Annotated in this window: 19 protein-coding genes and 1 pseudogene; 12 read left to right on the top strand and 8 right to left on the bottom strand. The window is 51.8% G+C overall.

Annotation, left to right across the window (positions count from 1 at the left end; translation table 11 throughout):
- Positions 1 to 202: 202 nt before the first annotated feature.
- From B5D58_RS09905 to B5D58_RS09885, 6 genes are all read right to left on the bottom strand, one after another.
- The gene (locus B5D58_RS09905) at positions 203 to 1,507 is read right to left on the bottom strand and encodes a M18 family aminopeptidase (protein ID WP_011112099.1); all 1,305 of its coding nucleotides are present in this window, start codon (positions 1,505 to 1,507) and stop codon (positions 203 to 205) included.
- A 187-nt stretch (positions 1,508 to 1,694) separates the two neighbouring features.
- Positions 1,695 to 1,841, bottom strand: coding sequence for a HepT-like ribonuclease domain-containing protein (locus tag B5D58_RS14180; RefSeq protein WP_256335820.1), 147 nt, complete (start codon positions 1,839 to 1,841; stop codon positions 1,695 to 1,697).
- Positions 1,826 to 1,912, bottom strand: coding sequence for a hypothetical protein (locus tag B5D58_RS14320; RefSeq protein WP_256335819.1), 87 nt, complete (start codon positions 1,910 to 1,912; stop codon positions 1,826 to 1,828). The genes B5D58_RS14180 and B5D58_RS14320 overlap by 16 nt, the downstream gene beginning before the upstream one ends.
- Positions 1,913 to 2,025: 113 nt before the next feature.
- Complete coding sequence (locus tag B5D58_RS09895; RefSeq protein WP_041356778.1) at positions 2,026 to 2,304, bottom strand: nucleotidyltransferase family protein; 279 nt, start codon at positions 2,302 to 2,304, stop codon at positions 2,026 to 2,028.
- A 212-nt stretch (positions 2,305 to 2,516) separates the two neighbouring features.
- Positions 2,517 to 5,069: a TonB-dependent receptor gene (locus B5D58_RS09890; RefSeq protein WP_011112102.1), complete on the bottom strand. Its 2,553-nt coding sequence runs from the start codon at positions 5,067 to 5,069 to the stop codon at positions 2,517 to 2,519.
- 108 nt (positions 5,070 to 5,177) lie between these two features.
- Entirely contained in the window at positions 5,178 to 6,419 is a 1,242-nt protein-coding gene (locus tag B5D58_RS09885; protein ID WP_011112103.1) for a sialidase family protein, read from the bottom strand.
- Positions 6,420 to 6,639: 220 nt separating this feature from the next.
- Here B5D58_RS09885 and B5D58_RS09880 point away from each other — a divergent pair, with 220 nt between their 5' ends.
- The 6 genes from B5D58_RS09880 (at position 6,640) to B5D58_RS09855 (ending at position 14,296) form a co-directional block, all read left to right on the top strand.
- A complete protein-coding gene (locus tag B5D58_RS09880) occupies positions 6,640 to 7,959 on the top strand; it encodes a DUF2325 domain-containing protein (protein ID WP_011112104.1) in 1,320 nt (439 codons plus the stop codon).
- Positions 7,960 to 7,981: 22 nt separating this feature from the next.
- Positions 7,982 to 9,760 (top strand): sirohydrochlorin chelatase, encoded by a 1,779-nt coding sequence (locus tag B5D58_RS09875; RefSeq protein WP_234989056.1) that lies wholly within the window; start codon positions 7,982 to 7,984, stop codon positions 9,758 to 9,760.
- Between the two features lie 132 nt (positions 9,761 to 9,892).
- Positions 9,893 to 11,986 carry a TonB-dependent hemoglobin/transferrin/lactoferrin family receptor gene (locus tag B5D58_RS09870; RefSeq protein ID WP_011112106.1) on the top strand — a complete coding sequence of 698 codons (2,094 nt, stop codon included), beginning with the start codon at positions 9,893 to 9,895 and terminating at the stop codon, positions 11,984 to 11,986.
- Positions 11,987 to 12,105: 119 nt separating this feature from the next.
- Entirely contained in the window at positions 12,106 to 12,303 is a 198-nt protein-coding gene (gene hemP, locus B5D58_RS09865) for a hemin uptake protein HemP (RefSeq protein ID WP_011112107.1), read from the top strand.
- 152 nt (positions 12,304 to 12,455) lie between these two features.
- On the top strand, positions 12,456 to 13,199 hold the full coding sequence (locus B5D58_RS09860; protein WP_011112108.1) for a DUF2325 domain-containing protein: 744 nt from the start codon (positions 12,456 to 12,458) through the stop codon (positions 13,197 to 13,199).
- 101 nt (positions 13,200 to 13,300) lie between these two features.
- On the top strand, positions 13,301 to 14,296 hold the full coding sequence (locus B5D58_RS09855) for a multicopper oxidase domain-containing protein (protein ID WP_011112109.1): 996 nt from the start codon (positions 13,301 to 13,303) through the stop codon (positions 14,294 to 14,296).
- A 9-nt stretch (positions 14,297 to 14,305) separates the two neighbouring features.
- On the opposite strand, the gene B5D58_RS09850 is transcribed toward B5D58_RS09855, so the two are convergent.
- Positions 14,306 to 15,223, bottom strand: coding sequence for a LysR family transcriptional regulator (locus tag B5D58_RS09850; RefSeq protein ID WP_011112110.1), 918 nt, complete (start codon positions 15,221 to 15,223; stop codon positions 14,306 to 14,308).
- A gap of 130 nt (positions 15,224 to 15,353) precedes the next feature.
- On the opposite strand from B5D58_RS09850, the gene B5D58_RS09845 reads away from it, so the two are divergent.
- The 6 genes from B5D58_RS09845 (at position 15,354) to B5D58_RS09815 (ending at position 22,138) form a co-directional block, all read left to right on the top strand.
- Complete coding sequence (locus B5D58_RS09845; protein WP_011112111.1) at positions 15,354 to 16,220, top strand: pirin family protein; 867 nt, start codon at positions 15,354 to 15,356, stop codon at positions 16,218 to 16,220.
- 29 nt (positions 16,221 to 16,249) lie between these two features.
- Positions 16,250 to 16,630, top strand: a complete 381-nt coding sequence (locus B5D58_RS09840) for a DoxX family protein (protein ID WP_041356779.1) — start codon at positions 16,250 to 16,252, stop codon at positions 16,628 to 16,630.
- 442 nt (positions 16,631 to 17,072) lie between these two features.
- Positions 17,073 to 19,406 carry an acyl-CoA dehydrogenase gene (locus tag B5D58_RS09830; protein ID WP_011112114.1) on the top strand — a complete coding sequence of 778 codons (2,334 nt, stop codon included), beginning with the start codon at positions 17,073 to 17,075 and terminating at the stop codon, positions 19,404 to 19,406.
- Positions 19,403 to 21,241: an AMP-dependent synthetase/ligase gene (locus tag B5D58_RS09825; protein WP_011112115.1), complete on the top strand. Its 1,839-nt coding sequence runs from the start codon at positions 19,403 to 19,405 to the stop codon at positions 21,239 to 21,241. Before B5D58_RS09830 ends, B5D58_RS09825 begins: the two co-directional genes overlap by 4 nt.
- Before the next feature lie 206 nt (positions 21,242 to 21,447).
- Positions 21,448 to 21,837: a hypothetical protein gene (locus tag B5D58_RS09820; protein WP_143023749.1), complete on the top strand. Its 390-nt coding sequence runs from the start codon at positions 21,448 to 21,450 to the stop codon at positions 21,835 to 21,837.
- A gap of 4 nt (positions 21,838 to 21,841) precedes the next feature.
- Positions 21,842 to 22,138: a hypothetical protein gene (locus B5D58_RS09815; RefSeq protein WP_011112117.1), complete on the top strand. Its 297-nt coding sequence runs from the start codon at positions 21,842 to 21,844 to the stop codon at positions 22,136 to 22,138.
- Between the two features lie 778 nt (positions 22,139 to 22,916).
- Here B5D58_RS09815 and B5D58_RS09805 read toward each other — a convergent pair.
- Positions 22,917 to 23,488: pseudogene (locus B5D58_RS09805) on the bottom strand (IS5 family transposase); the annotation flags it as partial.

The raw sequence follows: 23,488 nt of genomic DNA, 5'->3' as shown, positions 1-23,488 counted from the left end.
CATCACCGGCTAACAGCGGATAAAACGCATTTTGAAGTATTGATTTAATCAGAGGTTTCAGGGAACCTCTGAAAAACGTCGGCGAGGTAGTCAGTTCAAGGCAAAAATCGGCGAAAAAGCGGAGTTTATATATAATAAATGAGCATTTTGATACCGATTTTTAACGCAAAAATGGCAACGCAGGTAGTTTTTCAGAAGTTTCTCAGCTACTGAAAAACTGCTTCAGTGCCTTGATGATGTACTCATGGTCCTGAACACCGGCGCTTTCCCGGATACTGTGCATCGCCCACATCGGGCAGCCGATATCGATACTGCGTATGCCGAGCTTTGCCGAAGCAATCGGCCCGATGGTACTCCCGCAGGGTAGATCGGAGCGGTGTGAATAACGCTGGTAAGGTACACCGGCTGCTTCACACCAGCGCATGAAATGCGCAGCAGAAATACTTTCGGAGCTATAGCGACGGTTGGCGTTGAATTTGATGACCGGACCCCGGTTCACGAAGACTTTATGATCCGCATCGTAGGATGAAGGAAAGTTGGGATGATAGGCATGCGCCATATCTGCACTGATCAGAAAACTGCGGGCAAACGCACGCGCACCATCCTCCGGATCTCGTGAGACCGCCAGATTGATGCGTTGCAATACATCGGACAGGAAACTGCCTCCGGCACCAATATGACTTTCACTACCGATTTCTTCATGATCGAAAAATGCGCATACCAGCGTACTTTCGGCATGATCCAGAATGGTATCGTCCAGTACCGCCTGCAGTCCGGCATGGCAACTGGCCAGATTATCGATCTGACTGTTGGTGTAAAACTCCTGATTTGCTCCCCAGAGTGTCCCTTTCTGGGTGTCATAAACCGCGAGATCCCAGGACAGGATTTGTGTGGCGGGGATACCGGCCTTCTGTTCCAGCAACGCCAGAAAATAAGGCTGTGGCAACTGATCGTCGGTCAGTTGTGCAAACAACAGCGGCAACTCATTCTGTTTATGCAGCTTCAGCCCGTCCTCATTGACTCCCCGGTTCATATGAATCGCCAGATTCGGCAAACGCAGCAGAGGCTGATCAAAACAAATCCGTTTGTGCGCAACCTGTCCACCGTCATCGGTATAACTGATGCGCCCGGCCAGGCTCAGATCCCGGTCAGTAAACGTCGCCAGAATCGGCCCGCCATAAATTTCGACCTTGAGCCGGGCCAATCCATCGCTGGCGCTTACCCCGTTCGGCCTGATCCGCAACCCGGGCGAGTCGGTATGCGCCCCGACAATCCTGAAACCCGATTCGGCAGGTGCCTTGCTCCCCAGGATAAACAAAACAATGGAGGAATCATCCCGTACTACATAGTACCGTCCACCCGCCTGCAACGCCCACTTGTCTGTTTCTTCCAGCCGGATGAACCGAAATTCCCTGAGCGTTGCCTCGATTGTAGCCACCGCATGCCACGGACTGGGACTCTGGTCGATGAAATTCAGCAAATCTCGTACATACCGCTGAGCTGTCATGATTGATATCTTTGAATGTTATTTACGTCAAAAACCGGCGCCTGCCTGAAACCGGACGAATCAGGATACAGTTTCAGGAGGTTGTTAATACCTATTTTAACAGGCTGCCTTACTGAAACTCGGCCTCCACTTCAAAGTACAAAAACGGGAGATCTATTTCGATTTGTTGATTTTATGGTGGAGAGGATTATCTGATTGACTCCAGCATGGCAGTCAATTGTCGCAAGAGTTTGGGAATCTCATCCTGAATGATGCTCCAGATCGTATCGTTATCGATACCGAGATAACCGTGTATCAGCCGATTGCGCGTAGCAATAATCATACGCCAAGGAATATCGGGAGTACCGACCGGATATCATCCGGAATATGGGTCGCTGCCTCGCCGATCAATTCGAGATTGCGCAGCGTAGTGTCGTAATTCAGGCCACTGGCTTCAAAGCGTATCTGGTCGAGTAATCTGCACCTTCTCGGCGAAACTGATCATGTCAGTCAGGTAAAAACGCCACTCGCGGGCCAACTCAAACATAAACCGCTTCTTTTTCGATGAAAGGACGCAGCTCCGGCCGCAGCGCCTTCTCGGATACCAAATCTACCGAGCAACCCAATGCATCTTCCAGGTGGAACTGAACGCCAAAATAACGCGCTGCACTTGCCACACCATCGAATACCATCAGCACATCAACATCACTGTCATCACGTGCTGTGGAGCCGAACAAAGCCAAACGACGAACACCGTACCGACTGGCCAACATAGGTTTACTATGGCGCAATACTGCCAAAACCCGATCGCGATTCATGTGTTTCCTCCTGAAACCAGCAGACCCGACGCCACCTCGGGGGTTTTCTTCGGCATCGGGTCGGCTCATCATAGCATCACGAACACAATACTTTAACCTCATCCTACCGAACCCACATTAACAGCTCGGTAGCTTCAATTACGTAAGCACACTCTGCAGATATTTTTACTGATGTTTCAGATCACATAATCGGGCAGAAAAACACCTGTACTTCAATAACTGAACGCAGCTTCGAGCAGATAGGTACGCTGCGGATAGGGATGAAATACCCAGGCCTTGTCGTTGTTGAGGTTGCTGATACCGAATGAGAATCGGCTTTTCAGCCCGTTGTTGAACCGATACCGGTAGCTGGTCTTGAAATCCATGAAGAAGAAATCGCTCTGGGCACCGAATACGTTGTTCTTATAGTCCCTGTTATCAGGATCATTATAGGAATCGCTGGTATAGCGGCCGGACAGGGAAACATCCCAGGCATCCGTCACATGGTAAGTACCGAAAACATTGACTCGCCAGTGTGGCAGACGAATGACCTGTTTCCCGGTCAGACTGTAGTTGGCAGGCACGCCGGTTGATTCGGTAAATCTCACGACCGGCCCGTCTTCCACTTTTGAGTTCATCCAGGTACCGTTGAACATAAAATCGAACCGTGAGCCCAGAATATTTCGCTGTTCGAAGATCAGCTCCACACCGGTTGTACCAACTTCACCGATATTCTGGAAAGCGCTGGTTGTAAGTGCTCCCGAGGCGGAAGTGATCTGGCGGATGGCGTCCTTGATGTCATCCCGAAATACGTTGACACGAACATAACCCTTCGGTAACCCGTACTCCATCATAAAATTATGATGCACGCCATTTTCAGGTTTGAGCGTCGCATTCGCAACCAGAATACTGGTAGGTGTACCAAGTGACTGAAAAAGCTCTGCAATCACCGGGAAACGGTGCGCACGCCCGAAGGAATAGCGGAATTTCCACTGTCCAGGCTCATACCCCAGTGAAACCTTCGGAGAAGTGGCTGTTTCGGTGCGATCGGGCACGGCCACATTGGAGGCGACTCCCTTGCTTGCTTCCCACCATTCCTGACGCACACCGGCGGTAATATCCCAGTCCGGCATGAAGCGGAACATGGATTGGGCAAAGATCGCATGAGTCGATGTGCGGCCATCATTATTGCGGTTGGCCTGCAATGCACCCCGGGTCAGATCTTCATAACTGGTCAGGCTATATTGCCGGAAACTGAGGTTGTACTGGTCAAAATGGTATCCGGCCAGAAACGACAGTTTGTCGTAACCCAGCAGCATGGGCGTACTCAGCTTGAGATCGTAATTCCACCAGTTGAATTTGCGGAAATCCTGCAATTGCCCGGCACCGGTATTGCCCGGATCGGCATGATTGAAAAACGCCGTCGCACGAATATCCTTCAACACATCGAAATAGCTGAATGTGGTATCGACATCCCAGTCGGGCGTCAGCGCACCGCGCAGCGACAAACCCAGATTCAGCGTCTCACGCTTGTCACGACTTTCACCGAAACCACTGCGCACCACATCGAAGCGTGTGCCATCCAGAGAAGCATTACCCGGAGTCGAACAGGTGGCAACCGAATTACAGGTAGGCGCATTCCCTCCCCAGAAATAATCCCCGTTCGCCGTATACAGGTAGTTGCTCGGATGGTTCTGGTTGCGGGTACGCTCTTCATACGCCACGGTAAACAACGCCTGCAGATCGGAAGTGATGTCGTACCCGAATTTACCCTTGAACAAGTGAGTATTCACTTTTTCGGGACCGGTATCACCATAAATGATACTGGGTGTACCGCGCGTATCCGGTGTCCTGATACCCCCCGTCACCGGTGTTCCTCCAGGCACGTTGGACAACCCGGTATTATCAATAAAATAAGACATTGGCTGACCCTGAGCCTCCAGCCGGTTGTAAGCCAGGAACACCGTAAACTTGTCCTGAATCCTGTTGCCGTAGGAAAAATACTGCCGGTCACCAATGAATGTTCCTTTATCCTCCCCGTAATTCTTGTAGGGCTGAATGAACAGGCTGCCTTCAAAGTAAAATTCCTGCTTGTGCGGCATGCGCGTTCTGATATTGGCAACGCCCCCTATCGAGTTGCCGCTGTACTCGGCCGAGAAAGGGCCATAAACGACATCAACCGAGTCGATTTCGTTAGGACCGACCAGCGACCAGCGCGGCGCACCATTGAAAGAAGCCTGCAGAAAGTTGTGCAACGGCAGACCATCGGCATAAACCATGCTGCGCGCAGTTGAAAACATATCGGCTCCGCGAATCCCCAACACACCATTCGGATCGCCCACGTAGCGCTGACGTATTTGCAGGCTGGGCATGTATTTGAGCACTTCTTCGGTAGTTTGCGCATTCTGCTGTTCGACCTGCGCCCGGGTTACGCGCATCGAAGGCGAAGTAAAGTGCGAATCCCGCTCTATTTCACCTGTAATTACCATTTCCCTGAAAACAGTTTCATTCTGGCCAGCCGGCTCACCACTATCCTTCTCTTTCTGTTCATTCAGGTTGTCACTATTGCTCGATTTACCGGTTTGCACCTGTTCGTCCGCCGCTTGCGCCAACTGCTCCCCTGCGTGCTCCCCGTTTGCGCCTGATACCCGGATTCCGTCTGAACTGTTGTCTGCCTGTGTTGAAAGATTTTTGCGGGAAAACTGTTTCTGTTGTTCGACATCTTGAGCTGCCCAGGCTGATGAGGCGCAAAGCAGGCCAATCAGTGCCAGAGGGAACTGCTTCATGGTCTGATCCTTTCGATTTTTATTGGTAATTAGTATTTGCAGCAGCGCCTGATGCCATTGCGATCCATGTCATAAGCCGCCTGCTGCTTATTATTGTTTTAAAGATTCTCAGCCGTCGGATCGGTTGATGACTCTTTCAACGGACAAAACCCGCAAACCCTCATTTTCGGTATTCCATACAACCAGAGCTTTACTGTCACTGATGAGTGGTACCGGGTAATCGTTTGCGCCGGCAGACAACATCAGGCGCCATGGCTCACTCCAGGTTTCGCCACCGTCATTCGAAAACATCATCTTTGCGGAATACACGTTTCCGTCAAATTCGCGCCAGGTGAGGATGACGGTTTCACCATGCGCCACCACTGCAGCATGGTTGGGCTGCGCATCCATATCACCCAGCGCCATGGGTTCCGATTCCTGGTTGCCGCTGATCCGTTTATAGAACTGCCCCTGTGCAGCGGTGCCGCTGGTGAACCAGGTCAGATGCAATTGCCCCCTGCCATCTGTCGCAAGACTGCCACCGTTGTGCGGGCAGGCGTCGATCTGCCACTCATCGCGGGTGACTCTTCTGACACCTTCTTCCACTTTATCCAGGCTGGCCACGGCAAAATCACGGGTATTGGTGCCGAAAATATTTCGCAGCAGCACGACCGGCCCCTCGCTGGTCCAGGTAAGCGCAGTCCGGCAGCATTCGCAGGTATGCTGATGAATTTGCCGGTTTGGCTCAAAGTGCGCGCCATTGTCGAACGACTGACTGCTGTAGAGTGAGACCCCCTTGAACTCCTCCCCTTTTTCCCTCGCTGCATCACGATCTCTGGCATCCAGCCAGGCCACCACCACCCTTCCTTTTCCGTCGATTGCCAGGGAATCGAAGCGGTGACTGGTCACACGGCCATCATCGTTCAGAACGATTGGCTCTGAGAACGTCCGACCTGAATCGGTCGAACGCGAGAACTTTATATTTCCGGCATATTTTTCCGCCAGCAGCTCCGTCCAGGTGACCAGCACGGTGCCATCACGTGCCACCTGGATCTTGGGACGATTTTCGCCATCATTGCCTATGTTTTCCGGCACAGGAGTAACCGTCACTGATTCGGAAAAATGCTTGCCATCGTCTTCTGATCTGGAAACCAGCAAGCGCTGATCAATCACTTTTGCCAGCCACAACTGCCCTTCCTGATCCAGTGTTACTCCCACCGCAAGTGCGGTCTTTGGGGACTTTGAGGCTTGCATGACAGACGGTTGCTGAGTTGGGTCGCCGGTACCTGGCCCGGCTGCGATTGCAACCACAGAAGCGAGTGTGAGAAAGAATCCGGCCAGCGTGGGGAAAGAATAGGTCGACTTCTTCATGGTTCACGCAAAAATTCGGAGAATAACCGATTCCAAAAAGGATGGAAATGCGACAAATTGTCGCACCTCGCCGTACAAATGAAGCTCCACATGATTCATGCAGAATCGGCTGCAATACACAACACAATTGATTACGTTAATGATAATTGTTATTATTAGTATTAAATGCAATCCATTCTGTCTGATCCAGACTGATATTTTCACCACGAGGAGATACCGTATGCATGCACCTGCCATTCTGCGACAGTCGGGAATCGATGCTTTATTAGCAGGAGATGGATCGCCCGAGATTATGGTAACCGATTCCCCTTCTCCCCCGGTGAAGCGTTCAAAAATCTGGGAACTGAGCAGAACCTATCACTGTCCTGTCATCGGCCTTTGTCTGCCCGCCTCGGATCTCGAGCGTTTTGCCAAACGCTTTCATTTCAAAGCTTCGATAAACAATGCGCACGATCTGCACGTTGAAGCAGTCTGCCGCGTAACCTCCAGAAACGTCGTATCGGAAACGATTCATAAATATCTGGACAGATTGTACGAAAGCCACATTAAACAGTTCGACGCCGCCAAAACCGACAGCGAGGTGCTGGCGCTTTGGGAAACCTGTTTTACCAACGAAAGAATAGCCGGTCCATTATGGGCAGCACTCACCCACAAACGGATCAGCTCCGAAGGCAGAGAGCAGATCCATGACAGGGTTCACATGCACATGCATGAAGCGGTTGCCGAGCTGTCAGCCACGCAGCACCGGCTCAACCAGGCAGAACAAATGCTGAAGGAACTGGCCGGGCAACTGGAACAGATCAGAGAGAAGCACGTACAGACCGAATCGCGCCTGCGCCAGCAACTGCAACAGGCCGCGGCTGAAATCAAGCAGTTGCAGCAATCCCGGCGAGAAAGCGAGACCACCCGCCAACGGCTGGAAACACTGGAATCAGGCCAGGCCATACTGCGAATGGGTCAGCGCCTGATGCAACTAACGGTGGAAAACGAGCAGCTGCAGATCAAAGCAGCACAGGCCGATGATCTCAAGCAATCACTCAAAAATGCCTGCCACAACCTGACCGAGCTCTATCACGAACGCGATACCCTTCGCGTCGAGCGGGATACACTGGAAAATCTGCTGCTGACCCTCAATTCTGGCAGCACCACAGATACAGAAACAGCGGATACAACCGAAACGAAAATGGCTGCTTACGAGTGCATTCTGTGCGTAGGCGGCCGGTCCACGCTGCTGCCGCAATACCGCACACTTGCCAGACAGCTTGGCCTCAAATTATCACACCATGATGGCGGCCAGGAAGATGCACTTTCGCGCTTGCCGGAAATGATCTATGGCGCTGCAGCAGTGATCTGCCCGACTGATTACGTCAGTCACGCCGCTTACTATCAGGTCAAAAGGCTTTGCCGGCTGGGGCATAAACCCTGCCTGCTGTTCAAGGGTACCGGTGTTTCCAGCTTTGCAGCAGCACTGACAAAAATCACATCAGGCCAGGCCAGTATCAACAGTTCTCCCGTCGATACAGTTGAAACCACGACATAACACTACGGCGCAGTCTGCCTGCATGACAGACGAACCCTTATCCATCAATACATTTTACGATTCACAACCCGGAGGAAATATGCTTTTCTGGATTAAAACAATCCAAACCGCTGCATGGTTTTATTTATTGATGTTCGCTCTGCTTGCAGGATCGGCGCACGCGGCCGAACTGAAACCGGCCGATCAGACCGGTTTCCTGATAGTTGCAGCTGACCGGGGATTTGTCGGTAATGAAGAAATCCGTGATGCTTTTGCATCGTTCTCAGCCAATCACCCGGCTGCACTGGTCTTTGTTACTGACGAGCGCACCCGGCAAACGCTGCAATCCGGTCTCGCCAGCCTGCACCAGCAGAATATAGGCCGTATCGTCGTACTGCCACTATTCATTTCTGCTGCAGAACCGCGCTATCAGCTCATCCGCACACTGGTCACGGAAGAAAACCAGACGATCCCTGTGACTTTCACGAAACCTTACGGAGAAAGCTATTTCGCTGTCGAGGCACTCGCCACCCGCTTGCGCGGCATGCAGCATACCGCTCAGCAACATCTGCTGGTAGTGGGTTACGGGGCACAGAACGATACTCACCGACGGGCGATGTATGACGACTGGATGCGCATTGTCAAACAGGCATCACAGGGAGTCAGTTTTCGTTCGATCAACTCTCTGATTCTTCTGGAAGCACAAAAAGACGAAGAACCGGAAAGTTATGGCAACAAGACAAAACAGCAGCTTGCCACTGCATTGTCATCTTTGGGCACGGCTACCAAAAACAATAAAAATCAGGTGATTGCATTCGCCCTCGGCCCCAAATACGACAGCATGATGTCACTCGAATCACGGCTGGAACGGCTGTTGCCTGAAAACGCAGCACTCAATCACTTCGAGATCGAACCACAGCATCTGGCCATGTGGATGGAGCGCGAAGCCAGCCGCAATCTGCCTCTGGCCGAAGAAGATACCGGTGTCATCCTGTTTGCTCATGGCTCCGACTTTCACTGGAATGAAAATCTGCGCGTAGCGGTAGAGCCATTGATGAAACGCTACAAAATCGAATTTGCCTTTTCCATGGCGGATCCATACACGATCGAACGTGCCCTGCACAAACTGGAACAGCGCGGCGCAAAAGCAGCCATTGTTGTCAGCGCCTTTGCCAGCCGCAGCTCCTATCGCAATGAAATCGGTTATCTGGCCGGTCTGGATATCGAAAATCAGGACGACCACATACATGACAACAACAGTGGACACGGCAGCCATGGAGGGCATGGGGGACATGCAAAATCCAGCACACCGGTTCCCAGAATCCTGACGTCTCTGCCGGTTATCTGGACAGGCGGCTACGAAGACAACCCCCTGTTTGCCAGTGCATTGTTCGATCGCGTACTGGCACTCTCCAAAGATCCGGCCAGAGAAACAGTGATTCTGACCGCACACGGCACTCAGGATGATCGGAAAAATGATGAATGGCTGGAGAAACTCAACAGCATTGCCAGCCAGATGCATGATCAGGGAGGCCAGAAATTCAAGGCATTCAAAGTTGCCACCTGGCGTGAGGATTGGCCGGACAAACGGGCACCCTGGGTCAAAAAAGTAAGAGCCATGGTCACCGAAGCCAGCAAGCAAGGTGACAGGGTGATCGTCATCCCTACCCGTACCACTTCCGTCGGGCCGGAAAAGCGGTTCCTTGCCGGACTGGAATTCGAACTGGGTGAGGGTTTTGCCCCCCACCCCTTATTTACTCAATGGGTAGATGAACAAATTCGTCAGGGGATCAATCTGCACAAAGAGGCACTTGGTCGTTAAGTATCTGTAATGGCTGCTTGTTGCCATTACCCGAATCTAATAAAAATTCAGGTTGATTTGAAGACCTGTTCTAACCAGCCAGCCAGCATTGAGCCAGTCAGCCGGAAATAATTTATTTTCTGGGGGAATGTTATGTTTTCAAGGTTCAAATGTCGTTCGGCTGGCTGGAAGGTTTATCTTGCCACCACCGTTACTTTTTCGCTGTTTATCCATCCTGCTCATGCAGAAACTGCATCGGCCGATACTGAGCCTGCCGGCAAACTCATTACCGCTACCAATCTGCAGGAAGTCACCGTTACCGCTACCCGTACCAGCCGGAAGGTCAGTGAAATACCGGAATCAGTCAGTGTAGTCGATACCGAACAGATACGAACCCGACAGGCAGCCGATATCGGTGATGTGCTGCGTTATCTGCCCAATATCGATCTGGGCGGAGGGCCACGCAACCTGGGCATCAGCCCGACGATACGCGGCATGGCCGATGATCGCATTCTGTTCCTGCTGGATGGAGCCAGACAGGATTTCAACCGGGGGCATAATGCCCGTATTTTCACTGACCCGAGCCTGCTCAAGCGAGTAGATGTCATGCGCGGCCCGGCTTCTGCAATCTGGGGAAGTGGTGCCCTCGGTGGTGTCATTTCCTTCACCACGCTGGATGCAACCGATCTTCTGCGCCCGGGTGAACGCTCCGGGATCAAGGTCAGGGGAGGATTCCAGAGTATGAATGAGCAATATATCCCCGGAACCAGCATTTACGGTCTGGTTGGAGAAGAGTTCGACTATCTGCTGGATTTCTCTTACCGCAATGCGGCCGATGATATCCGCCATGGTGATGGTTCCAAACTGCAAAACTCTCAGTTTCAATCCTATGCCGGTCTGGCCAAATTCAACTGGACACCGGGCGATCATCGCTTCACATTTTCCACGCAGACCTTTGATCAGACTGGCAAAGTCCCTGCCAATTCACAAACGGCTTCCACCCCGGATACCCTGGTAGATCGGGACACCGAACAACGCAATTACACATTGCGCTATCGCTACGAGAATCCTGACAATACCTGGTTGAACCCGGAAGTGCTGGTTTATCACAACACGACTCACAGCCTTGAGAAACGACTGCTTGACCGGAGACGTGACGAGACCGATTTTTCCACCACGGGTATCAATGCGCGTAACAGCTCACGTCTCGATCTGAGCAGCTTCGCCACCCAATTGATTACCTACGGGGTCGATTATTTTCACAATGAAGCCAAAGGAAAACGTAACGGTGCCATACGACCGGAATTCCCCCGGGGTAACGCAGATGTAGTAGGTGTGTTCCTGCAGGATGAAATTACGTTGTGGGATCGGTTGTCGCTGATTCCCGGTGTACGCTGGGACTATTTCCGCAGTGAAGCCGAAGGCATGGCTACCAGCGCCAATAAAAATGACCGCGTCAACTTCAAAATCGGCGGATTGTTCAAGGTTACCGAATGGTTTTCACTCATCGGCAATTACAGTGAAGCATTCCGTGCTCCGACACTGGGTGAACTGTTTACCACCGGGACCCATTTCACCTGCGGCCCGGGCTGTGCCAATCTGTTCGTACCCAACCCCAATCTCAAACCGGAAACAGCATTCAACAAAGAGGTGGGAGCACGCATACAGAAATCTGATCTGCTGTATGAGGATGATCGCCTGGCTATCCGGGGAGCCTATTTTCATAACAAGGTCAAAGATTTCGTCGACCTGATGGTCGACTTCGTGTTCTTCCCGGTCCCCGGTAACCCTGGCAGAGGAGGCGTCACGACCAGTGACAATGTGCGTGATGCCGTACTGGAAGGATTCGAAATAGAGGCAAACTATGCAGCCAAATACGGCTATACCGGCTTCTCCTATTCCCAGACGCGCGGCTACAACCGGACGGATGGAGGAGTATTGTCCAATGTCCAGCCGGATAGATGGATTGTAATGGCCGGTCTGAACTGGCCGACCTACGACCTTTCCCTCGGCTGGCGCAGCAGCATCATCGAAGCACAGAATCGTGTGCCAACCGGTGGAACGCCTACACCTGGCTATACATTGCATGACCTGACACTGACCTGGCTGCCGCAGAATGGCTCATTAAAAGGTGTACGGCTGGATTTCGGAATCGACAATCTGACCGATAAAGATTACCGGCGCCACCTTAACGTGCTAAGAGATCCGGGACGCAACTACAAACTGGCCGTTTCATACCAGTTCTGATCCGGAACCTATTGCTATGGAATATTTCTCAAAAATATTTTCAGAAAAAAGCTTGCATAAATTATTTTTATCACTATAATGATAATCATTCTCATTCATAAATTCAGATGGAGTGAAATATGAACTCGGTCGATGTCAAATACCACGCAGATCCCGGGCTAAACAATGAGCTGGTTTCGCCATTTGCACAGTTCCCCATCAAACTGATCAGCAGTGAAAACCTGTTTGGAACAGGCAAAGAAGTACTCATTCAGCATCGAGGAGAACAGTATCATTTACGTCTGACGCGTAATGACAAACTGATACTGACGAAGTAATCCGTAAACCTGCATGATGTACTCTCACGCTGACAAACATCAACTTTCCTGGTAATCACTGGCAGTTCTCTCTCCTCTTCCAGTGATTTGTGACGGCAAGCCAGCCCCCTCCTCCCGGGCAAGCCAGCCTTTTTTCTGATACGGAATCGATCATGAAATTCTTCCAAAGAACAGTACTGGAGCCGGCATATCAGGGTGCGCAACTCCATCCCGGTAAACTGTCCGGAATCTATCAGAATGAAATCCTCTGCAATTCGCTTTTCCATCACTACAAACAACGCACACTGAAACTGGGGCGAGAGCTGGAATCACGGCTGAAGCACCTTTATCACCTGGTCCGTATGGCCTTGCCTGGTACTGTTTCCGCGAATACAACCCGGCGTTCACCTGCAAACTCTATTCACACTGAAGTTCAGATCGACAGCCGTACTGACACACATCTCCCCCAAGTATCTGATGACGAGGATTTACGCTGGATCAGAACAGGCCTGCCGCATCAATATCATGCTTATCTGGCCATTGATCGTCTGAAAAGCAGTCATCATCTGGCGGGCCAGTCTGTCCTGTGTATCGGTGGGCGTGCTGCACTCTATCCGAATTACCATCAGTTGATTGAAGCTGCCGGGGGACATTTCATGGTGTTTCGTGGCGGTGCACAGGATAACAGTGAATGCCTGCTTGCCCTGCTCGCTCGTGTAGACAGCATCATTTGCCCGGTTGACTGTATCAATCATGAGGATTTTTTCACCGTCAGACGCTATTGTCAGCGTACCGGCAAAAACTGCGTCATGCTGGAGCGTTCTGATCTGGTCACTTTCGGCAAGGCAGTGGAAACCCTTGCCCGGGGTGATTGCCACAACTCCGAAACTGACTTTCTCAATCGGTCTGCGGCCTGATCACCGCAGGCTGTCTCCGCCTTCAGCAGATTCTTTAGTCATGATTGAATCGTTGGTATTTCGATCATGGTTATCAAAAATTTGTTTTAAAGAACCTATCCATGCACACCAGAAGAAACAATAACCCGTTTTTGTATTCCTGCCTGACCCTGTTTATCCTGATTTTCCTGTCTCTGTCATCCTCTCTGGCGCAAGCCGGGAAAGTACGGGAATACTGGATTGCAGCGGAAAAAACAGACTGGAATTACGCACCGACCGGTGCAAACCAGATCGATCTCGCAAGTGATCTGGGAGTCTGGGGTAAAACCCTGACTTACACCAAATATCGTTATATCGGTTATACCGATGGCAGTTACTCTCACCCCCTGCCCCAGCCGGAGTGGATGGGGATTCTGGGCCCCACGATCCGTGCTGCGGTAGGTGATACCATCAAAATCCATTTTCTGAACAAGACCGATATGCCACTTTCCATGCACCCTCACGGCGTGATGTACGATAAGGACAACGAGGGTGCAGATGGCGGCAAGGGTGGCAGTATTCCACCGGGTGAGCGCTACACTTATACCTGGATCGTCGACCAGGATGCCGGCCCCGGCCCGGGTGATCCTTCATCCATCGTCTGGCTGTATCACTCGCACGTGATGGCAGAGGAAGAAGTCAATCTGGGACTGATCGGAACCCTCATCATCACAGCTGCCGGCAAGGCGTATTCAGACAAGAATCCGGCTCCGCGCGATGTCGATCAGGAATTCATCGCGCTGTACATGATCTTCAACGAGGAAAACGATGAGGAAAGCGGCCTGAAACATGCGATCAACGGCCGGATTTTCGGCAATCTGTCCGGTTTTGAAACCAGACGCGGACAGCGTGTCCGCTGGCATCTGGTCGCACTGGGCAATGAAGTGGACAACCATACCGTACACTGGCACGGGCAAACCGTGCTCGATCATGGCCGCAGAACCGATGTCGTCGAAATCATGCCGGCCAGCATGACTTCCGTCGACATGGTTCCCCGCTCACCGGGCAACTGGCTGTTTCATTGCCATGTCAACGATCACATGATCGCAGGTATGGCGACCCGCTGGCTGGTGAAGTAGCAAAAATCCTTATTGATTCAGACACGCATCCCAGTAAGGCATCCCTTCAAACCGCTGGCTTAGAAAATCGACAAATGCCCGAACCCGCTGCGAGAGGTGGCGGGTTTGCGGGTAAATGGCATAAGCAGCCAGCTGGGCGTAGTGGTATCCGGTCAATATCGGGATCAATGCACCGCGCTGGATTTCCCGGTAAACGATAAAAGTTGGCAGCAATACGATACCCAGACCATCGACGGCAGCATCACGGAGAAATTCCCCGTTACTGGCCTTGAGATAGGGAATGATCCGGGTTTTGATCAACTCTCCCGTGGTGCCATAAACATTCCAGTTATCGCTGTGACTGACCAGGTTATAAACCAGGCAGCGATGCCGGATGAGTTCTTCCGGCGCTTGCGGCGTGCCCATGCGCTCAAGGTATGCCGGGCTGGCACACATGACAGCCTGAATAGGTGCAAGGCGACGTGCGATCAAGCTGGAATCGGGCAGGTTTGCGATGCGGATGGCAAGATCAAAACCTTCCGCCAGCAAATCGACCTGCCGGTCATTGAAATCCAGATCAAATTCGATATCCGGATGAGTTTGCAGAAAGGTGGAGATGGCGGCCCCCAGATGCATCAAGCCAAAACTGAGCGGAACCGCCACTTTCAAATGACCTTTCAACCTGCCGTGAAACTGCGACGTGGCGTGCTCGGCTTCGAGAACATCAGCGAGGATGCGCACGGATTGCTGATAAAAGGCGCGCCCGCTATCGGTGAGATTCATTTGCCGCGTGGTGCGGTGAAACAATTCCACCCCCAGATGTTCCTCAAGCTCCTTCAAACGCCGGCTGACAACGGATTTGGCTATATCCATGCGATCGGCAGCCGCACTGATGCTACCTGTTTCCACAACACGCACAAACGCATTCATATTTTCGAATCGATCCATAACGCCTCCTAATTGTTGCCAATACAGGAACAATTATTTCCATAAAACGATATTTATTCCTGTTAAAGCAACGATGATAATGCTTCCAGTAAGCAGAATCTGTCAATGCATCACAGAAAAGGAGAAAACGATGAATACATCAATGAATACTGTACGAATCATTCCCGCAATGGCGGTACCCGAAGGTGCCGGCGTGATCGTACATCGTACGATTGGCACACCGGTGCTGCGCAATTACGATCCTTTCCTGTTGCTGGATCACATCGGCAGCGATAATCCGGATGATTACATCGCTGGTTTTCCGCCGCATCCGCACCGCGGGTTCATCACTTTCACTTATATGCTGGATGGTCATATGCAGCATCAGGACAGCATGGGCAATACCGGTGATCTCGGGCCGGGCTCGGCGCAATGGATGAAAGCAGCCAGCGGCGTGATTCATTCGGAAATGCCGAAACAGGAAAATGGTTTACTGCGTGGATTTCAATTATGGATCAACCTGCCGGCAATCAACAAAATGGATCACCCGGAATATCAGGAATTTCCCGCGGCCGCTTTCCCGGTAGTCGAAACTGCGGATTACCGGCTGAAAGTATTGATCGGCCGTTTCGGCGATACCGTTGCACCGATTCGGGATGATCTGACGCAAGTGACTTATTTCGATGTGCAGTTACAGCCCGGGCGGCATTTTCAACACCGGCTGCCAGCGCAAAACACAAGTTTCATCTATCTATTCGAAGGAAACGGACAGTTTAACGGCCAGGATATCGGGCTTCATTCCCTGATTGCAGCTGGCACTGATGGCGGCACTTTCGACTTTGTCGCAGGAAAAAAAGGCGCACGTTTTATCGTGGTCAGCGGTAAACCACTGCATGAATCGGTCGTGCAACATGGCCCTTTTGTCATGAATACCCGCGAACAGATCGATCAGGCACTGAAAGATTTTCAATCCAGTCAGTTTGTGCGTGACCGGGCGTGGGTCAAACGGAATCAATAAAAACGATCATTCATTTCAAGGAGACAAAAATGGAAAAAATCAGTCAATTCGTGGCACGGCTCTTTCTGGGGCAAATATTCCTGCTCGCAGGCATTTCCAAAATCAGCAGCTACGCTGGCACGCAGGGCTATATGGACGCGATGGGCGTACCGGGCACGCTATTGCCACTGGTGATAGCACTTGAGATCGGCGGCGGTCTGGCGATCATCGCTGGCTGGCAAACCCGGCTGACGTCCATCGCGCTGGCAGTATTTACGCTGGCAGCTGCGGCCATTTTTCACAACAATCTTGCCGATCAGACACAAATGATCATGTTCATGAAAAATATTGCCATTGCGGGTGGTTTCATGCTGCTGGCCGTGCATGGGGCGGGCGGCTACAGCCTGGATAGCCGCCGCGCCCGGCCTTGATGAAATCCGGATTATTCGTGGCGATCATTAACCCGGTTGCATGCAACCGGGTTTTCCACGAACGGATGATTGCTTGTCATTCAGGATGTAAACAAAGCAAAGCTTGACAGCCGTTCATTCTCCGGTAGTGTAACGACAAAGGAATCTCTGATTAAATCCTCCATGAACCGCATTGCAGGCAAAATCGTGATGATCGCAAGAAGCACGACGAAGGTCGTAGCATAGCTACGATGCCGAGGAGTGCGACACAGTGAGCGCATGATTTTGCCACAACCCTTCAGGGTGCTGGTTTTGCAGACGGACTGCAGCATTGAGCTCGTTGTGAAGGCCAACCATTCACTGCCTCACTCACCTTGCGTTCCATCCGCAAAATACAGTGTGCGGCCATGTGGGATCTGATCAGAGATTCCTGAACAACCACTCAAAAACTCGGGGAGGAATCATGCTTGAATTTCTTGTTGTACTTATCCTGTTGATCGTGGCGGGTGTGGCACTGTTCGCAGTGCCGTTCCTGCGTATCAATATTGTTTCCAGCCTTGTTTTAAGAATCTTTCGCAAGCTGTTGCCTCAAATCTCGCAAACCGAGCAGGAAGCACTCGATGCCGGCACGGTATGGTGGGAAGGGGCGCTGTTCAGCGGCAAACCCGACTGGAATCAGCTGCTTGCCTACCCCAAACCGGAGCTGACCCCGGAAGAAAAAGCCTTTCTCAACGGGCCGGTTGAACAGTTATGCGCCATGCTCGATGAATGGCACATCACCCATGAACGCCATGACCTGCCTCCCCATGTCTGGCAGTTCATCCGGGAAAACCGCTTTTTCTCGCTGATCATCCCCAAGGAATACGGCGGACTTGGTTTTTCTGCACTGGCGCATTCGGAAGTAGTCATGAAAATCAGTTCGCGCAGCAATACGGCGGCAGTGACTGTAATGGTGCCCAATTCACTCGGCCCAGCCGAACTGCTATTGCATTACGGAACGGAAGAACAAAAAGATCACTATCTGCCACGGCTGGCGAATGGCAGCGAGATTCCCTGTTTTGCGCTGACCGGGCCGGACGCCGGTTCAGATGCAGGGTCGATTCCTGACACCGGTATCGTGTGCCGGGGGGTATTCGATGGCCAGCCCGATGTACTGGGTATTCGCATCAACTGGGAGAAACGCTACATCACGCTGGGACCGGTTGCCACACTACTGGGGCTTGCTTTCAGACTGTACGACCCGGATGGATTACTCGGAAACGAAAAAGAAATCGGCATCACGCTCGCGCTGATCCCAACCAGCACATTGGGTATCCAGATCGGCCGCAGGCATTATCCCCTGAACGGAGTTTTCCAGAACGGGCCCAATTCCGGCAAGGATGTCTTCATTCCCATGGACTGGGTCATCGGCGGGCAGGACAAAGTAGGACAAGGCTGGCGCATGCTGATGAACAGCCTCTCCGTCGGCCGGTCGATTTCGCTGCCGGCCACCAGTGTCGGTGCAGCCAAGCTGTCGGCCTGGAGCAGCGGGGCCTATGGCCGGGTACGTGTACAGTTCAAATTACCGATCGGCTATTTCGAAGGTGTAGAAGAAGCGCTTGCGCGTATCGCCGGCAACACCTACATGATGGATGCAGCACGTATCATGACTGCCGGCGCGGTCGATCTGGGCGAGAAACCTTCCGTCATTTCCGCAATCGTCAAATATCATCTGACCGAACGCAGCCGGCAGATCATCAATGACGCCATGGATATTCACGGTGGCAAGGGCATCTGCCTGGGCCCCTCCAATTATCTGGCGAGAACCTATCAGCAGACACCCGTAGGCATCACGGTGGAAGGCGCGAACATCCTGACACGCAATATGATCATCTTCGGGCAAGGCGCCATCCGTGCCCATCCTTTCACACTGCGAGAAATCGATGCTGCCTGGGATCAGGACAAAAAACGTGGATTACGGGCATTTGACGAGGCGCTGACCGGGCATATCGTCTTCACCTTCAGGAATGCGTTCCACAGTCTGATCTATGGATTCAGCACGCGGCTGGTCAAAGACATACCGCAAAACGTAACGCACGAAACAGTGAATTACTATCGGCAACTGACACGCTTCTCCGCAGCATTCGCACTGTTGACCGATATCGCCATGCTGAAGCTGGGCGGTGCACTCAAACGGCGTGAACGTCTTTCTGCACGCCTGGGTGACATTCTCAGCATGATGTATCTGTGCTCGGCCACCCTCAAGCGTTTTGAGGATGATGGCCGCCCTGCGGCAGATCTGCCTCTGTTGCACTGGTCGGTACAGGATGCGCTTTATCGTACCCAGCAGTCGTTCCATGAGTTTCTGCTCAATTTCCCTGTGAGCAGAATCACGCGAGGATTGCTGCGGTTCATCATTTTTCCGCGGGGTATGCGTTGCCTGCCCCCTGCCGACTCACTCTCTCATGAAGTCGCACGGCTCATTCTGGCCCCCGGAGAAGTACGTGATCGCCTGACAGCAGGCATCTACCTGCCCGAACAGGATAATGAACCACTGGCCCTGCTCAAAAAAGCCCTGGCCTGTACCATCGACTGCGAACCCATCGAGGCCAGATTGCGGCAAGCCGTCAAAGATAAAGCGATCACCCCCCACGAACATGAGCAGATCAACCAGGCGCTGGCACAAGGGATCATTACCAGTAAAGAAGCTGCCTCGCTTGAACAGATGAAAACCCTGCGACGCCGGGTCATCATGGTGGATGATTTTCCTGCTGATCTCCGCCAGACAGGCAATTCACACGGAGAAACCCCGCTATGAACCCGACGACCCACACCCTGCCCACTCACAACCTGGACATGATTTCGGTCGAAACGGCCCGAACACTCGACGGCCTGTTCAGAGAACGTGTCAGACGTTCTCCCCATGCTACAGCCTACCGCGACTACGATGTCAGCGAGGAAATCTGGCGGGATTACACGTGGGACGACATGGCGAATGCCGTCAAACGCTGGCAAATGGCACTTTCACAGGAAAATCTCTCTCCTGGTGACCGGGTAGCAGTCATGGCGCGCAACTGCCCGCAGTGGGTGATGTTTGAACAGGCTGCACTGGGATTGGGGCTGGTGGTCGTCCCGCTTTATACCGAAGATCGGGCAGAAAATGCGGCCTGGTGTCTGGATAATGCAGGCACCGCGCTACTGCTGCTGGAAAACATGACGCGATGGGAAGCCATGAACGAGGCCATGACCGGACTTCAGCAACTGAAGCGTATCGTCATTCTGGATGCTTCCCCGGAAGATGTACGCCAGACAGGTGACAAGCGCGCCATCGCCCTGCAGGACTGGCTGCCGGAAACACCGGGCGATATCCCTTCCGTGCAAAACGACCCTCATGTACTGGCCACCATCATTTACACGTCAGGGACGACCGGCCGCCCGAAAGGGGTCATGCTGAGCCACAACAATATTCTGTCCAACGCATACAGCAGTGCACAGGTTGTCACTGTCAGACCGGATGATGTACTGCTGTCTTTCCTGCCGCTATCCCATACGTTCGAACGCACGGCGGGCTATTACGTACCCATGCTGTGCGGTGCCACGGTAGCGTATGCCCGGTCCATCCGCCAATTGCAGGATGATCTGCTGATCATCCGGCCGACCATCCTGATTTCGGTTCCCAGAATTTATGAAAGAATCTATGCAGGAATACAGGCCAAACTGGCGGAAGGGCCTGCAATTTCCAGACTGCTGTTCAAACTGGCGGTCGATATAGGATACAGCCGGTTTGAACGACAACAGAAACGAGTCGGCTGGCGGATTTCACACTTGCTGTGGCCGCTGCTCGATAAACTGGTTGCGCGCAAGGTCATGGAAAAACTGGGAGGCCGTTTGTGGCAGGTCATGAGTGGCGGTGCGGCATTATCACCGGAGATCTCACGTGTCTTCATCGGCCTGGGATTACCTATCCTGCAAGGATACGGCCTGACTGAAACGAGCCCGGTCGTCTGTGCCAATCGGTTGGACGATAATCTCCCGTCAAGCGTCGGCCGCCCTGCTCCCGGTGTGGAAGTCAGGCTGGGAGAACAGAATGCCCTGCTGATTCGCGGACCCAATGTCATGCTCGGCTACTGGAACAATCCGGAAGCCACTCATGCCATTCTATCCGCAGACGGATGGCTCAATTCCGGAGATACCGCCAGTATCGATGCACAAAGCAGAGTCACCATCACCGGCCGGCTGAAAGACATCATCGTTACCTCCACCGGTGAAAAAATCCCGCCGGCCGATATGGAGGCAGCCATTCTGCGTGACCCGATCTTTGAACAGGTCATGATCGTCGGTGAAGGCCGCTCCTATCTGAGCGCGCTGACGGTGCTGAGCAAGCGCGGGTGGGAAGTTGTCGCCACCCACTGCAATGCAAAAAATGATCCCCATGCACTGGCGTGCGACGAGTATGCGGAAGAAATCATTCTGGAGAAAATTGCGCGCCAGATCAGCGGATTTCCCGGCTATGCCAAGGTTCACCGTGCATTACTGATTTCCGAACCCTGGACAGTAGAGAATGAAATGCTCACTCCAACCCTCAAGCTGAAGCGGAAAAAGATTTATGAGCACTACCAAGGTGAAATCGACCAGCTTTATGCCAGCCGTTAGGGAAGCCGTACAACTTCTGGAAGAATGATACCGACCCAGCAGCACTTTCGATCGGTACAAATATCGTATCTTCCAGTAAGAATTGGAAGGTTATAGAAATTTATTTATTAACAATCAGATTGTTAGCACTATTTAAAGGAGATTATGCGACAAATGAACCAGATTATCGGACATCCAGTGTCGTATATATTACGTTAGGTTTTTCGATGTTCAGGCCTCCTCGTTGCTACAGAAAAAACTTTATTGTGCCGCTATATCGGCTAAAGAAAGCAACTCCTCCGGTTATTTGGGTAGTCATGTTTTTGCTTTGTTGTTTCATGCTTCCATTCGGAATCGCAATCAAAATTATGCATCCTGGTTTCTTTGCCACTCTGCGCGCCGGGCTTGAAATTGCAGCGGAGAACCAGCTTTATGGTGCTGTATTCGTTACAACATTTCTAGTTCTGGGTAGCTTCCTTATGTTCATTGTCAACGGAGCGTTCGTGTCCCTGCGGGTCGCTGCCGGCTACGAGGTACGCCGAAATGGAACAATTCTCAAATGGCTTATCAACAAAGTGAGAAGGGCATACAAAATACTCAACAAACCTAACGATTAAGGTTATGAGAACTAAATATATCTTGGAGTTGTTCGACACATCGGAGCAGCACAAGCCAATCGCACGGTTTGAATCCAGTACACCATTCACAGCAGCCAGCGTGGGTGAACGCTTCGATGATATCGGTTGGGAGCGATTGGACGGCGCAGGAAAAATTGCGTCGCCATTGTCACCGAAACGTTATACCGTTCATTCCGCCAAGCATTTGGTAATAGTTGAGGCTGGTGCCTTAGTCATTAAATATTGCTTGAACCTTGAACCGTTCAGCGGCCCAAGTTCCCCAGTTTGGGGAGATGAATAAAATCGAGAACTATCGCAAGTAGAACCCACAGCCTAATATTTCCTTCCAGTGGACTGCCTTCGGCAGCCGATGAAGACAAGCGCCTAGCTACCATTCAAGTAAATCGATGAAGCAGAGAACTAAGATTTGGCTCAGGAAGGCTCGGAAACCCTTCCTCGATTACATGCGGAATATATCGTTCCAGATCGTCGTTGCGGGCTTGATCGGGTTTCTTGGATACCGGGCGCTCACGGCAAGTTTAGGAGGGCCCCGAGTCGTCTCAGTGATCTGTCTTGCTGGATTTGTAGTGATCCTGATCGTGTCATTCATCGCGAACGCTTCGCTGTTGAAGGAAGACCTGTATTCTTCCTTCTATGCTTGGCAGGCCCTCACTAGCAAACGTTTCAGGCGATTCGCCGGCAAAATTCGTATCTACGCACTTCTGCGCACACACTGGCGGTTCCGGAGGGTAGAAATCTTGACGCTTTCTCTCTGGTATCTCTTCCAATTATTCATTTGCGTAGGAGTTTTCTTGGTTGGTCAATTTGTGGCAAGTGGATACACGAAACTACTGCAATGACGGCATCACATTTGGGAAAGCGCTTCGTTGGAGGAACGGCTAACTAGCCGGTCAAATGCCACTCACCTACGTTGTTATGCGGCAAAAAAACATCAATGAAACAATCAACATTTGAACTGAAACAAAAGAAACGAAAAGTTGCTGCTGGACAAACAGAGCGGGATTTCCTTGATTTCATTGTGGACGGTAAATCTCTTCACGAAATACTATATAGTGTAGTCACAAGATATCAGCCCAGAGGGCGATACATCTAATTTGCACGACAGCAAGGAAAGAAGAGGTGTTTTTGGCGTATCTTGTAGCGATGCCACGCCATCTTTTGAGATGAAGAAAAGCATTTTCGACGAGATGCCTCAGCTTATACAGTTCTTTATCGTAAGGTCTTTGTATTTTTCGATTCTTTTTTGGCGGGATAACAGCTTCCATTCCCTGTTTTTCCGCCTGTTCAACAATGGCATTACTGTCATAGCCACGATCTGCCAGCAGATGATCTGCATCAATCCCTTCGATCAGGCGGCCAGCCTGCGTGCAATCAGCAGTGGTACCTTGTGTAACAAGGATTCTGACCGGCATACCATGCGCATCCACGGCCAGATGTATCTTGGTGTTGAGCCCCCTTTTGTCCGATTCATATCCTGATTACCTCCTCTGGCTCCATTGGCGTGTGGATGAACTTTACAGTGACTGGCATCCATTATCAGCCATTCATAATCTGGATCATCAATCAGGATTTCCAGCAATTTTTCCCAGATACCTTTGTCACGCCAGCGAATGAAACGGCGATGAGTATT

This window comes from Nitrosomonas europaea, assembly GCF_900167395.1.
GTDB lineage: Bacteria > Pseudomonadota > Gammaproteobacteria > Burkholderiales > Nitrosomonadaceae > Nitrosomonas > Nitrosomonas europaea.
The sequence above is the reverse complement of the archived record's forward strand: the minus strand, read 5'-3'. Positions and strand labels throughout refer to the sequence as shown.